The 13670-nt window shown below is 42.7% G+C and carries 11 protein-coding genes; 7 read left to right on the top strand and 4 right to left on the bottom strand.

The annotated features are described in order from the left end of the window. Positions 1-46: 46 nt before the first annotated feature. The 7 genes from QWZ17_RS23100 (at position 47) to cysN (ending at position 7601) form a co-directional block, all read left to right on the top strand. Positions 47-1174 (top strand): glycosyltransferase family 4 protein, encoded by a 1128-nt coding sequence (locus QWZ17_RS23100; RefSeq protein ID WP_290307685.1) that lies wholly within the window; start codon positions 47-49, stop codon positions 1172-1174. Beyond that, complete coding sequence (locus QWZ17_RS23095; protein ID WP_290307683.1) at positions 1167-1733, top strand: L-threonylcarbamoyladenylate synthase; 567 nt, start codon at positions 1167-1169, stop codon at positions 1731-1733. Before QWZ17_RS23100 ends, QWZ17_RS23095 begins: the two co-directional genes overlap by 8 nt. Positions 1734-2094: 361 nt before the next feature. Then, positions 2095-3507 (top strand): CCA tRNA nucleotidyltransferase, encoded by a 1413-nt coding sequence (locus QWZ17_RS23090; protein WP_290307682.1) that lies wholly within the window; start codon positions 2095-2097, stop codon positions 3505-3507. A 42-nt stretch (positions 3508-3549) separates the two neighbouring features. Further along, on the top strand, positions 3550-4209 hold the full coding sequence (locus QWZ17_RS23085; protein WP_290307681.1) for an IS1096 element passenger TnpR family protein: 660 nt from the start codon (positions 3550-3552) through the stop codon (positions 4207-4209). A 142-nt stretch (positions 4210-4351) separates the two neighbouring features. Next, positions 4352-5281 carry a tRNA (adenosine(37)-N6)-dimethylallyltransferase MiaA gene (miaA, locus tag QWZ17_RS23080; protein ID WP_290307680.1) on the top strand — a complete coding sequence of 310 codons (930 nt, stop codon included), beginning with the start codon at positions 4352-4354 and terminating at the stop codon, positions 5279-5281. 123 nt (positions 5282-5404) lie between these two features. Then, positions 5405-6310 (top strand): sulfate adenylyltransferase subunit CysD, encoded by a 906-nt coding sequence (cysD, locus tag QWZ17_RS23075; protein ID WP_290307679.1) that lies wholly within the window; start codon positions 5405-5407, stop codon positions 6308-6310. Between the two features lie 46 nt (positions 6311-6356). Next, positions 6357-7601 (top strand): sulfate adenylyltransferase subunit CysN, encoded by a 1245-nt coding sequence (cysN, locus tag QWZ17_RS23070; protein WP_290307678.1) that lies wholly within the window; start codon positions 6357-6359, stop codon positions 7599-7601. Between the two features lie 127 nt (positions 7602-7728). On the opposite strand, the gene QWZ17_RS23065 is transcribed toward cysN, so the two are convergent. The 4 genes from QWZ17_RS23065 to lhgO form a co-directional block, all read right to left on the bottom strand. Further along, positions 7729-8814, bottom strand: coding sequence for a mannose-1-phosphate guanylyltransferase (locus QWZ17_RS23065; RefSeq protein ID WP_290307677.1), 1086 nt, complete (start codon positions 8812-8814; stop codon positions 7729-7731). Positions 8815-9002: 188 nt separating this feature from the next. After that, entirely contained in the window at positions 9003-10277 is a 1275-nt protein-coding gene (locus QWZ17_RS23060; protein WP_290307676.1) for a DUF1501 domain-containing protein, read from the bottom strand. Between the two features lie 19 nt (positions 10278-10296). After that, positions 10297-12192, bottom strand: coding sequence for a DUF1800 domain-containing protein (locus QWZ17_RS23055; protein WP_290307675.1), 1896 nt, complete (start codon positions 12190-12192; stop codon positions 10297-10299). 166 nt (positions 12193-12358) lie between these two features. Then, positions 12359-13576: an L-2-hydroxyglutarate oxidase gene (lhgO, locus tag QWZ17_RS23050; protein WP_290307674.1), complete on the bottom strand. Its 1218-nt coding sequence runs from the start codon at positions 13574-13576 to the stop codon at positions 12359-12361. Between the last annotated feature and the right edge of the window lie 94 nt (positions 13577-13670).

Below are 13670 nucleotides of genomic sequence, written 5' to 3'. Positions count from 1 at the left end.
TGTTTTTAATCTTATATCTCACATCTCATATCTCATATCTAAAAATATGAAGATAGGATACGATGCTAAAAGGGCTTTTTATAATAACACCGGCCTGGGCAACTATAGTCGCTGGCTAATCAAATCGCTGGCATACTTTCACCCCGAAAACTCCTATTTTTTATATACTCCAAAAGCGAAAGCTAACCAGCGCCTCAACTTTTTAGGCGATCATGGCAACATTCAAACAATTACTCCTCAACGTAAATTTTTCACAAAACGCTGGCGCAGCAAAGGAATAGTAAAAGATTTACAGCGCGACGGCATTGAGCTGTACCACGGGCTTAGTCATGAGTTACCGTTAGGGATAGATCGTAAGAACATAAAATCGGTAGTAACTATTCACGATTTGATATTTATGCGCTATCCTAAGCAATTTGGCTGGTTTAACTACCGCATTTACCTCATCAAAGTAAAGCATGCCTGTAAAGTAGCCGATAAGATCATAGCCATAAGTCAAAAAACTAAGGATGACCTGGTTGAATTGCTTTACATCAATCCCGATAAAATTGAAGTAGTTTACCAGGGATGCGACGTTGCTTTTAAAGCTTTGAAAAGTAATGAGCAAAAACTCGCGGTAAAAACCAAGTATAACTTACCAGATAAATTCCTGCTTAACGTAGGGACTATTGAGGAGCGTAAAAACCTTTTGCTTATAGTACAGGCTTTAAAAAACACCCCGGCAGATGTTCCGCTGGTGGTGGTTGGCAAGCCTAAAAAATATGCTAACGAGGTAAACAACTATATAACAACTAATAACCTTGCCAGCCGGGTGATTTTTTTAACAGACATTCCCTTTGATGAACTGCCTGTTATTTACCAGTTAGCATCCATATTCATTTACCCATCACGTTACGAAGGTTTTGGCATCCCGGTATTGGAAGCCCTAAATTCGGGCACCCCCGTTATTGCCGGCCGCGGCTCCTGCCTTGAAGAAGCGGGCGGAATACACAGCAGGTATGTAGACCCTGACGATGCTGATGGATTGGCTCAATTGATTAACCAGCTGCTCACCGATGAGGCCCTAAGGCAAACCATGACAGCCAACGGCCTGGAATATGCCGAAAATTTTAACGACGATAAACTGGCCCTGCAATTGCAGCAGGTTTACACAAACACATTAAATTATGCTTAGAGACGAAGTTGCCAAAGCCTTTAAAGTATTACAGGAAGGCGGCATTATCCTATACCCTACCGATACCATTTGGGGTATTGGCTGCGATGCCAGCAATACAGAAGCGATTAAAAAAATCTTTCGCCTTAAACAGCGCGATGAGGCCAAAAGCATGATCATTTTGCTGGATACCGAAAATAAATTGGAAAGCTACGTACAGGAAGTAAACCCTTTGGCTTACGATCTGATAGAATATGCAGAAAACCCGTTAACCCTGGTAATGCCGGGCGCTAAAAACTTATCGCCAGCAGTAATAGCACCGGATGGAAGCGCAGCTATCAGGGTGTGTAATCATGATTTTTGTAAGCAGCTTATTCAGCGTTTGCGCAAGCCCTTGGTTTCTACATCGGCCAATATTAGCGGCAAACCCTCACCCCAGTATTTTTCACAAATAGACCAGGAAGTTATTGATGGGGTTGATTACGTAGTTGATTTAGAACAGCACAGCAAAGAGATTAAAAACCCATCAACCATTATGAAGCTGGCGCCAGATGGTAGCTTTGAGTTTATTCGTAGGTAAAAGAACCAAGAGGTTAGAATCAAGAGTTAAGATTTTTTGAATCTGAATCGAGATTTACGGTCAAGTCGAATTATTACTTTTTATAAGCTTCATCTCAATTGCGAATACAGTGTATTCGCAATTGAGATTATGAGGTGAAATTGGCGAAACAACTCTATTCGTCTTTTTTAAAGTCACTACCGTATGCCGGTTTTAGTTGATCTACAATAATATAATTCACTATTATCCTCATTCTCTCTTCGAATTTCAATATCCAATTTAGAGTTTAGAATTTAACCTTACCTTTGACTTTTATTTAAAAACCGAAATTTTAGGATTTAAATTTTAAAGCTTAGGTTTTTAGTTTTAGCGTTTCACCACTATGCAACACCACCTGCAGCACCCTGTATTTTCTGTTATATCAAAACTTGCGGCACAGCATAATGTACAGGCCTATGCTATTGGTGGCTTTGTTCGCGATATTTTTTTAAAACGTCCATCTAAAGACATTGATATAGTAGTTTTAGGCAACGGCATTGAGTTTGCCGAGGCTGTTGGCGCTAAACTCAAAGTAAAAGTAACTGTATATAAAAACTTTGGTACGGCATCGCTTAAATACCGCGACCTGGAAATTGAGTTTGTAGGCGCCCGCAAAGAATCGTACCGCCGCGATTCGCGCAAGCCCATTGTGGAAAACGGCACTTTAGAGGACGATCAAAAGCGCCGCGACTTTACCATTAACGCCCTGGCGATATCTCTTAATCCGGATACTTTTGGCCAACTGCTTGATCCTTTTGATGGCATGGCCGATATGGACCAAAAACTGATCCGCACGCCACTTAACCCCGCCGAAACTTTTTCTGACGATCCTTTGCGGATGATGCGCGCGATCAGGTTTGCATCGCAGCTTAACTTTAAGATTGATGAACTTGCGGTAAACGCCATAAAAAACAACGCCGACAGAATCAGCATTATATCGCAGGAACGCATTAGCGATGAGTTGAACAAGATTATCTTATCCAAAGTACCGTCTATCGGTTTCAATTACCTGTTTGATACCGGCTTGCTGCATAAAATTTTCCCGCAAATGGCCGGTCTATACGGGGTTGATTATATCGACGGAAAGGGCCACAAAGATAATTTTTACCACACCCTTCAAGTGCTTGATAATATTTGCGAAACCACCGACGATTTATGGTTGCGCTGGGCTGCCATTTTACATGATATTGCTAAACCGGCTACCAAACGTTTTGAGCCGGGCCACGGCTGGACCTTTCACGGTCACGAGGATAAAGGTGCCCGCATGGTGCCTAAAATATTTGCCCAGTTAAAACTCCCGCTTAACGAAAAAATGAAGCAGGTGCAAAAACTGGTTCAGCTGCATTTAAGGCCGATAGTGTTATCGCAATCCATCGTTACAGATTCGGCAGTGCGCAGGTTGCTTTTTGAGGCAGGCGATGATATTGAGGGGCTGATGCTGTTGTGTAAAGCAGACATCACCACAAAAAATGAATACAAGGTTAAAAAGTATCGTAACAATTTTGAGCTTGTTCAGCAAAAATTAAAAGATGTTGAAGAGCGCGATAGCATCCGCAACTGGCAGCCGCCGGTTACCGGTATTGATATTATGCAGCTTTTTGGCATAAAAGAAGGCCGCGAAGTAGGAATTATCAAAAATCAGATACGCGAAGCTATCCTGGAGGGCGAAATCCCGAATGAGCGTGAGGCCGCCATAAAGTACACAATTGCCAAAGGTTTAGAAATTGGCTTAAAAGTTGTGGCAAACACAAATTGAATTAAAACACTATTTTTGTCCCCATTAAAAATTTTATAAAAAATGGCACTATACAGGTTCAGGGTTACTTTTGAAGATTATGATGACGTGATGCGAGAGATTGATGTGAAATCGAATCAAACCTTCGAGGATCTTCACCGCGCAATACACAAATCTACCGGTTATGATCCCGAATTTTCATCATCATTCTATATCAGTAATGATCAATGGATGAAGGGTGAGGAAATAACCTATTTGCCAAATCAAAAAAGAAAAGACAGGGGCATTTCTTTGATGAGCAAGGTAAAGCTGTTGAGCTTTATTGATGATCCGCATCAAAAATTTTATTACACCTTTAATTTCGACCGTCCATTTGATTTTCATGTAGAACTGATGAAAATTATTTTAGATGATGCGCCAGGCGTGGTGTACCCGGCGGTGATCAAATCTGTTGGCGAAGCGCCGAAACAATTCGGCAATGTGTTTACACCTGCCGCAACAGCCGCGGTAGCTGATGACGACCTGGACTTTTTAAACGAAATGGCCTTTAACCCGGAGGATGCCGAAGATTTCTCTGAAGTTACTGATACCGACGCTGATTTACCTGAGGAAAAAACAAGCGAGGACGAAGAAGAAGACGATGAGTTTGGCAACGAGTTTGCCGATGACGATAACTACGAAGAAGATGAAAGATCGCACCGCGGTGGTGGCGATGATTATTAATCTTAATAAGATACAAATAAATTAAATACCCGTCATTGCGAGGTACGAAGCAATCTCAACACAAGCAGATCAAACATTCAGGTTCGCTCTGTAAAGTCTGGAGATTGCTTCGTACCTCGCAATGACGTTTTAATATAAGTCGATGCCCCCTCCCACCAAAACCCTCATTGTAGTAGCCGGACCAACAGCCGTTGGTAAAACAGCGGCGGCAATTGAGCTGGCCAAACACTTCAATACAGTGGTGGTATCGGCCGATTCAAGGCAATTTTTCAGGGAGATGAGTATTGGTACCGCCAAACCCAGCGATGAAGAACTAAGCCAGGCCACACACTACTTTATCAACTCACACTCCATTACCGAGCCTTTTTCGGTAGGCGATTTTGAAAAACAGGGGCTTGCCTTGCTCAATGAACTTTTCAAAACACATGACTATGTTATTTTGGCAGGAGGATCGGGCCTGTATATTAAAGCCATTTGTGAAGGCTTTGACGATCTGCCATCTGCAGATCCGGCCATTCGCGAAAAACTGAACCTGGAACTGGAAGAAAAAGGAATTATACACTTACAGGAAAAACTCAAACTGGCCGATCCTGTATATTATAGCGAAGTTGACCTGGGCAACCCACAACGTATCATCAGGGCATTGGAAGTTTTTGAAAGTACCGGCAACCCAATCTCGTCATACCGGCAAGCTACTGTAAACAAACGGCCCTTTAACATCATCAAGCTGGCTTTAAATATGCCCCGCGAGGTGCTTTACAACCGTATTAACCTAAGGGTTGATTTAATGATGCAACAGGGCTTGTTGGCCGAGGTGGAGGCCCTTATACCCTATCGCCAATATAACGCTTTAAATACCGTTGGTTATAGCGAAATCTTCGACTACATCGACGGAAAAACAACACTTGATAAAGCGGTTGAAATGATTAAACAAAACACCCGCCGCTTTGCCAAACGGCAGCTCACCTGGTTTAGGCGCGATGAGCAATTCAATTGGTTTAACGCGCAGGAAGCGGATCTTATTGAAAAGATGATCGGCGCTGTACAGAACGCGTCACAAACACCAGCCTGATTTATTGTTCATCTGATTTTTAAATGCGATTAAACGCCTCAACATTAGCATAAATTTGCTAATATTGCAGTTTAAATGCTAAATACTACTATTTAGGTGGATTTAGCGGGTTTTTAAGGTACCATGCATAAATATTCTCTTACTCATCTGCAGGAATTAGAATCTGAAGCCATTTACGTTATAAGGGAAGTGGTTGCCCAGTTTGATAGACCTGCTATACTGTTTTCGGGCGGTAAAGACTCTATTGTAGTTACTCACCTGGCAAAAAAAGCCTTCTGGCCTGCCAAAATCCCTATGCCACTTATCCATATAGATACTGGTCATAACTTCCCGGAAACGATGGAATTTAGGGACAGCCTTGTTGAAAAATTAGGGGTGCAATTGATAGTTGGCTCGGTACAGGAAGCTATTGATAAAGGCCGCGCTGTTGAAGAAAGCGGCATTAATGCCAGCCGTAACGAATTACAAATTGTTACCCTGCTTGATGCCATTGAAAAGCATAAAATAGATGCTGCCATTGGTGGTGCCCGCCGCGATGAAGAAAAAGCACGTTCGAAGGAGCGTTTCTTTTCGCACCGCGATGAGTTTGGCCAGTGGGACCCTAAAAACCAGCGCCCTGAGCTTTGGAATATCTTTAACGGTCGCAAACGTATGGGCGAACACTTTAGGGTGTTCCCGATAAGTAACTGGACCGAAATGGATATCTGGAACTATATTTTACAGGAAAACATCGATATCCCATCCTTGTACTTTGCACATAACCGCAACGCCGTTTATCGTGATGGTACATGGCTACCCGCATCCGAGTTTTTGTCACTGCGCGATGGCGAGTTTGTTGAAAACAAGCTGATGCGTTTCCGTACCCTGGGCGATATCACCATTACCGGTGGCATTGAATCTGACGCGGATACCCTGGAAAAAATTGTTGCCGAAGTATCGGCCACCCGTAGTACCGAGCGTGGTAACCGCAGCGACGACAAACGCTCAGATACCTCAATGGAAGACAGGAAAAAACAAGGTTATTTTTAATTTGATCAATAAGCATTTGGCGTAGGCTAATTGCAAGACATATACAATGGAATTATTACGTTTTACAACAGCCGGCAGTGTAGATGACGGCAAAAGCACACTTATAGGAAGATTACTTTACGATTCCAAATCCATTTTTGAGGACCAGATGGAAGCCGTAAGGAAATCAAGCGAGCGCAAAGGATTGGAGCATGTTGACCTTTCCCTGCTTACCGATGGCTTGCGTTCTGAAAGGGAGCAGGGTATCACTATTGATGTGGCTTATCGTTACTTTGCTACCCCAAAACGTAAATTTATTATTGCCGATACCCCGGGCCATATTCAATATACCCGCAATATGGTTACAGGCGCATCAACCGCAAATGTTGCCTTGGTGTTAATAGATGCCCGTAAAGGTGTTGTTGAACAAACCTGCAGGCACTCGTTCATCGCTTCATTGTTAAAAATTCCGCACATTATTGTTTGTATTAACAAAATGGACCTGGTTGATTACTCGGAAGAAGTATTTAATAAGGTTGTTGAGCAGTATGAGGATTTTGCAGCTAAGATTGATGTAACAGATATTCGTTTTGTACCTATCAGCGCGCTTAATGGCGATAACGTGGTTAACGAATCTGAAAACATGACATGGTATAAAGGCGAAAGCTTGTTGCACACCCTCGAAACTATTCACATCAGCAGCGATGAAAATCACCTGGATGCCCGTTTCCCTGTGCAAACAGTGATCCGTCCGCACGCAGATGAATACCATGATTACCGTGGCTACGCCGGCCGTATTGCAGGTGGTATTTTTAAACCTGGCGACAAAATCACTGTGTTACCATCAGGCTTAACATCGGCTATAAAATCTATCGATACCTTTAGCGGCCCGGTTGAAGAAGCTTTTGCGCCAATGTCTGTATCTATCACCTTAGAGGATGATATTGATGTAAGCCGCGGTGATATGATTGTAAAAAATGAAAGCGAACCATTTGTAAGTCAAGACATAGAAGTTATGCTTTGCTGGATGGCTGCCCGCGGCCCGCGCCCCGGAGCTAAATACTTTGTTAAAAACACAACACGTGAGGCTATGGCTATTATCAAGGACGTTTATTACAAACTTGATATTAACACCATGGAGAAACAGGAAGATGCAGGCGATATAAAAATGAACGAGATGGCCCGTGTACGTTTGCGCACCACTCAACCCTTTGTTTTTGATGAATACCGCAAAAACCGCATCACAGGGTCACTCATATTGGTTGATGAAGCAACGAATGAAACAGTAGCCGCGGGTACTATTTTATTATAGGCCTCCCCCTAAAGAAGAAGATTTTTAACTTACGTGCTTCTAATGAACAAAGCCCATTTCTTACTAAAGAAAATGGGCTTTGTTTAAGAAATATCGCATTCAAAAGTTCTCCCTCTGAAGGCTGGGGCTAAATATACTTCGCTCCAAACTTACTCTTCACATCAGCTACTACCTGCTTTACATTTTGCTCCTGATCGCGCGGGCAAATGAGCAGGGTGTTGTTGGCTTCTACTACAATAAAGTCATGCAGACCTTTTAAAATCACCAGCTTTTCGCCCGGTACGTTTACCATGCAGTTTGATGAATCGTACATGATCACCTTTTCAGCTGGAATTACCGCGTTGCCAACGTAGTCTTTTTCGGCAAGGTCATAAATTGACGCCCAGGTGCCTAAATCGCTCCAGCCAAAATCTGATGGCAATACGTAAACATTGTTTGCTTTTTCCATTACCCCGTAATCTATCGAAATGCTGATACATTGCTGATAGGCATGGTTTATATGCGCTCTTTCGTTATCAGTATTGTAATATGGTCTTGCATCGGTAAAGATCTCGCTCATTTCGGGTAAGTGCTGTTCAAATGCTTTTACTATTGCCTTTGCCGACCATACGAATATACCCGCGTTCCATAAAAAATCGCCACTTTGGATGAACGTTTTGGCTATCTCCAGATTAGGCTTTTCGGTAAAGGTTTTTACTTTATGAAAATCTTCATTGATAGTGTTATCGGTGTACTGAATATATCCGTAACCGGTATCTGGCCTTGATGGTTTAATACCTAAAGTTACCAGGCAATCGTTTGTTGTAGCGGTTTCCAAAGATCTAAGTATCGCGCTCACAAAAGCATCTTCATCCAATATCTGCTGATCTGAGGGAGCTACTACAATGGCCGCGTCGGCGTTTAAACTTTCTATTTTAAAACAACCATAAGCAACGCATGGGGCTGTATTACGCATTACAGGCTCGGTCAATATCTGCTGATCTTCCATATCCGGAAGCTGCGTTTTCACCAGCTTGGTGTAATTCTCGTTGGTTACTACATAAATATTTTCTTTGGGGCAAACTTTAAGGAAACGCTCGTAGGTATTTTGAATTAAGGTTTTACCGGTTCCCAGAATATCAATAAACTGCTTAGGGTACGAAGTACGACTAATAGGCCAAAAACGGCTACCTATTCCGCCTGCCATAATAATGGCATAATAGTTTTTGTTCATGTGTAATTTTAAGAATTATCCTTAATATGTCACAATAGAAATCGCAACGATTAATGCTAAATTACACTAACAATTTAAATAACGCTATGGTTTCATTATAAATTATTAAAATCCTAACAGTTTACCCATGAACAAAAAAACTTACATATTAGTAATAGCGAGGCAATCCCTTAGGCTAATTTTGGCTTTTATATTTTGAACACTCCTATTGGTTTAGCTACAAAATCCGGGAATAAAACTTTATCATTATTTATTTTCAGGTGCCTATCCGCTACCTCGCTAAATACATTTCTAAAATCGGTGGTAACGGCTAAGTCGCGGCCATCCTCCAGGTTTTCTGTTGCAAGCGGTTGCATGTTGCCATGTACTAAGCCTCCGTTTACGCCGTTACCTAAAATAAAATTGCAGGAGGCCCGGCCATGATCAGTACCTCCTGTTCCATTCTGGTGAACGGTGCGGCCAAATTCGGTCATGGTCATTACGGTTACATCGTCCTGGTAGTTGCTGCCAATGTCTGTCCAGAAGGCCATCATGCTATTGCTCAAATCGGCTACATTACGGGCAAAAATACCATTGCCTGTGCCCTGGTTAAAGTGGGTATCCCATCCATTTGATTCGGCAAAGGCAACTTCTAAGCCCACATTCATTTTTATTAACTGCGCTATCTGTTTCAATGAATTACCCAATGCCGAATTTGGGTAAACGGCTCCGTTGGCAGGCGCATAGTTTTTAATATCGGCCTTTTGCAGCATTTTTAAAGCATCAAAACTTTCTTTGCCAGTATCTTTCAATAAACCGGGCGCGGTTTGATCATAAAGCTCCTCAAAGCTCTTAGCCGCCAGGTTAGCCCCCATTGGATTACCACGCATCTGCAAGGCAAAATCCTGCAGGTTGCTAATAGCCACAGCAGGGCTATCACCATAAAAAGATCGCGGCAAGGCCGATGTAAGGCTTACAGCCGTAAAAGGAGTTAAAGCATCGTGCCCTAACAATCCCACCGCCCGGTTAAGCCAACCACTGGCGGTACCTTTATTAAATGGAGTGCCACTTTCCATATAGTCTTGCGCGTCAAAATGCGAGTGGGTATTATTGGGCGAGCCTATGCCATGTACAATGCCTAACCTTTTTTCCCTAAACATCGGTTCAAAAGCTTTCATAGATGGATGCAAACCAAACGTGCCATCCAGATCAATCAATGGGTTATCGTTCCCTGTTTTGGCGGCATCCATAAACAACCCGGGGCGAGCCTGTTTAAGGTACTGATCTGTAAAGGGAATGACTGCCATGAGTCCATCCATCGCGCCGCGCTGAAAAATGCACACCAGGGTTTTACCTTTTTTATAAGGCGCAATGATTTTGTCCTGCGCGGCAGCCTCGGCAATAAAAGCCGGTATCCCCCCCATTAAACCAACGCCAAACAGGGTTAATCCACCTGCTTTTAAAAATCCTCTTCTTGATAACATCGTTTTTTAATTTTGATGGTTAACGTCTTTGATATTCCGGCGATCCGATAATGATTCCCACCACCTGCGCCATCATTGAAGCCCTGGTTTCATCAACCTTGGGCGTTACAACTGCTTTAGGCTTTCGCCCGTTAGAGTCGCCAGTCATCGATAGCACATCCTTTACCGGTGGCGAAGTACTGTTGCTTGCCTTATCAACCTTAACCATTAATTGAGGATCGTTAAGCATAGGGCTAAGTTGTTGAATGGTTTTATCCAAAGGCCGCTCGGGCATGATGATTTTACTAAAAGTAACCAGGGCGGCTTGGGCGCTTTCGGGTTCATGGCCGTTATTCAATTTCAGCAGATCAAACTTTACGCCTGGAATACGGCCGGAGGCGAATGCTAAACCAAAATTCATCCGGTTTAGCAAGGCTCCTGTATTTATCCAGTATTGCCCTTTATCGGGAAAGCCTGTAGGTGCCTGGTAATAGTAAACTTTTTCGCCCATGCGGTTTATCCAGTTATATAACTGATACGGCTGGGTAACCTGCGCGTTTAAACTGCGTACCGTATTAATAGCCAATTCAAACGGAGATTTGGTTTTTTGACGCAAAGCTCCAGTCGACCAAAACTCCGGTGACGAAACCATAGTAACCAATACACGTTTAATATCGCCATCACTATTCAAAAATGTTTTAGCCATTTTATCAATCAGCGATTGCGGCGGCGTATCGCTTACAAAACGCACGGCCAGCTTACGTGAAATAAATTTGGCGGTAGATGGGTTATGTGCCAGCATATTTAATAATTGCACACCCTCATCATAGCCTCCGTTGCCTGCGAAGTGTTTACCTAATACCGTTTTTTCGCTCCCATCATGTCGGTTAGCTATAAACAGAAAATCACCGTCATGTACAAAGCCATTATTTTCACCCCGCTTGTTTATAGCATTCATGACATTGTTTCCTTTGCCGTATTCGCCCATAGGGTAAACTGTCCAGCCGGTAAGCACTTTGGCTGCCTGGGTAACATCCTGTTGGGTGTATCCGCCATCTACCCCCAGGGTATGCAGTTCCATCACTTCGCGGGCATAATTTTCGTTAAGCCCACGTTGCTGCCTTGCTTTTTTAAGTTTATTGAGCAATATGGCCTGTTTACTGGTATCGGCCATGTTCATAGCCATTATTTGCGGTTTTTGTTCAAGGGCCGACGAGCTGCTGAAATTATCAAGGTAATACAGCATAGCCGGCGATTTAGCTGTCGCCAATAAAAGATCGCCAAATTTGCCTAACGCATTAGGGCGGATCACATCACGCTCATAATCCGGGATAAATTCGGCACATTCATTTTTGGTGATGGATACATTAAAGTGATTAAACCAAAAGCTGGTCATTACTTCCTGCAGCTGATTGTCGCTGTAGGCCGCCCGTAATATTTTTTGGTTAATAAACTGCCTGAAAAGTTCCTGCTGGGGCTTCAACCCGTTTTGCTCCATGTAATCCTGCAGAATTTTTTTGTAGACCGGCTTATTAGATTGAACAGAATCCTTATTAATGAGCCCTTCCTTCACCGCTTTTTGAGCAACCAGGCCCGGGCGTGGGTATATATTTACTATTTGCTCATTGGTTAGTTTAAGGGCATCAAATTTGTCTAACATTTGATTTAGTGAATCGTCGGGGAGTTTAGCATCTAATTGAGCGCTAAACCATTTTTCCAGGCCTTCGCCGGCAACTTCCTCAACTTCGCCAGGTTTAGCACCATATGTAAACCGGTTTAGCAAATGCGCCACTGCCTGTTGTTTAGTTAAACCTGCTTGTTTGTAAGGGAATTTAGATACCTCGCTGCCATTATGCCCCCTATAGAAAGACGAAAATACCAGCAAGCCTCCGGCCAATACAAATACCGGTATAATGATGCTTTTTATTGATCTCATATCAAAAGATTATCAATTACAATTCTATGACGAACCTAAATGCCGATGGTTTAATTCCCGGTTAAGGTTAATGGCTGTAATAAAGGTAAATAACCTGTTACATAAAAAAACTAAAGGCCTGCAAATAAGTTTTGCAGACCTTTAGTTATAAATTACAATATCGATATTAATTAAACCCGAATTTTTGGGCGGCCATATCGGCAATGGCATTGCCAATACCTAATGACGCGGTAGCAGCCGGAGAAGGTGCGTTTAATACATGCAGCATGTTATCTTTGGCTTCTATTTTAAAATCATCTAAAGTTTCGCCCTCGGGTGATATTGCCATAGCGCGCACACCCGCTCTACCGGGCTGCAAATCGTTCATTGTTAAGCTTGGAATTAATTGCTGTAAACCTGTTAAAAATTTCTTTTTTGAAAAGGCGCGTTGATATTCATCCAATCCAAAACGCCAATGCTTATAAAACAACTGCCAGGTTCCTTTAAATTTTAATGCTTCAATGGTATCGCCTAACGAAAAATCTGTTTTATTGTACCCCTCGCGTTTAAATACAAAAACGGCGTTAGGGCCACACTCTACAGTGCCATCAATCATACGCGTAAAATGCACACCCAGGAATGGAAATTCGGGGTTAGGTACCGGGTATATTAGGTTTTTAACCTTGCTTTTGCCTTGCTCTGTTAAATCGTAATAATCGCCCCTAAAGCCTACTATCCGGGCATCGGTTTGTACACCTGCACCCATTGTAAGCCTATCGGCCTGTAAACCACCTGCGGTAATTAAATATTTGCCATTAAAACTACCTTTGCTGGTTACCACGGTTGTGTAGCCTTCATGATGTTCAAAGGCTTTTGCCGCGCAATTGGTTAATACTTTACTTTGCGGGAAACGAGCTTCAAACAATTCGCGATATTTACGGGTAACCGCGGCAAAGCTTATAATACCTGTGCAGGGTACCCAAATACCTTCAATACCCACACAATAGGGTTCAATCTCTTTGATCTTTTCTGCGCCTATCTTTTCAATACCCTCTACCCCATTGGCAATTCCGTTATTAAATACCTTGTTCATGTATTCCAATTCGGATTGTTTGGTAGCCACAATTACTTTTCCGCAAATGTCATGAGGAACTTTGTGCTCTTTTGCAAAAGCCACCAATTCGCGTCGCCCTTCTACACACAGTTTGGCTTTGTATGAGTTAGGCTTGTAATAGATACCAGAATGTATAACGCCCGAGTTATGGCCCGTTTGATGCGCGGCCACTTCGCCTTCCTTTTCAATTACCAGTATCCTTTTTTCGGGATTGCGGGTGTTTATCTTGTAGGCCGTTGCCATACCAACTATACCGCCACCTACAATAACGAGGTCATATGCATTTTCCATAGGTTGATTATTCCTTGTAACCTTAACAATATTAATGCATGCCTGCACAATTAAGGTGTTTCAAAAATACAAAAAACGGGCTGACACAAGTCGA

Origin of the sequence: Mucilaginibacter flavus, from assembly GCF_030409315.1 — a bacterium.
Lineage (GTDB): Bacteria > Bacteroidota > Bacteroidia > Sphingobacteriales > Sphingobacteriaceae > Mucilaginibacter > Mucilaginibacter flavus.
This window is presented reverse-complemented; position numbering and strand designations above follow the sequence as displayed.

Bases quoted from the DNA above. Each gene is read 5' to 3' on its own strand.
- QWZ17_RS23100 (WP_290307685.1), top strand. From the start codon at position 47: ATGAAGATAGGATACGATGCTAAAAGGGCTTTTTATAATAACACCGGC.
- QWZ17_RS23095 (WP_290307683.1), top strand. From the start codon at position 1,167: ATGCTTAGAGACGAAGTTGCCAAAGCCTTTAAAGTATTACAGGAAGGC.
- QWZ17_RS23090 (WP_290307682.1), top strand. From the start codon at position 2,095: ATGCAACACCACCTGCAGCACCCTGTATTTTCTGTTATATCAAAACTT.
- QWZ17_RS23085 (WP_290307681.1), top strand. From the start codon at position 3,550: ATGGCACTATACAGGTTCAGGGTTACTTTTGAAGATTATGATGACGTG.
- miaA (WP_290307680.1), top strand. From the start codon at position 4,352: ATGCCCCCTCCCACCAAAACCCTCATTGTAGTAGCCGGACCAACAGCC.
- cysD (WP_290307679.1), top strand. From the start codon at position 5,405: ATGCATAAATATTCTCTTACTCATCTGCAGGAATTAGAATCTGAAGCC.
- cysN (WP_290307678.1), top strand. From the start codon at position 6,357: ATGGAATTATTACGTTTTACAACAGCCGGCAGTGTAGATGACGGCAAA.
- QWZ17_RS23065 (WP_290307677.1), bottom strand. From the start codon at position 8,814: ATGAACAAAAACTATTATGCCATTATTATGGCAGGCGGAATAGGTAGC.
- QWZ17_RS23060 (WP_290307676.1), bottom strand. From the start codon at position 10,277: ATGTTATCAAGAAGAGGATTTTTAAAAGCAGGTGGATTAACCCTGTTT.
- QWZ17_RS23055 (WP_290307675.1), bottom strand. From the start codon at position 12,192: ATGAGATCAATAAAAAGCATCATTATACCGGTATTTGTATTGGCCGGA.
- lhgO (WP_290307674.1), bottom strand. From the start codon at position 13,576: ATGGAAAATGCATATGACCTCGTTATTGTAGGTGGCGGTATAGTTGGT.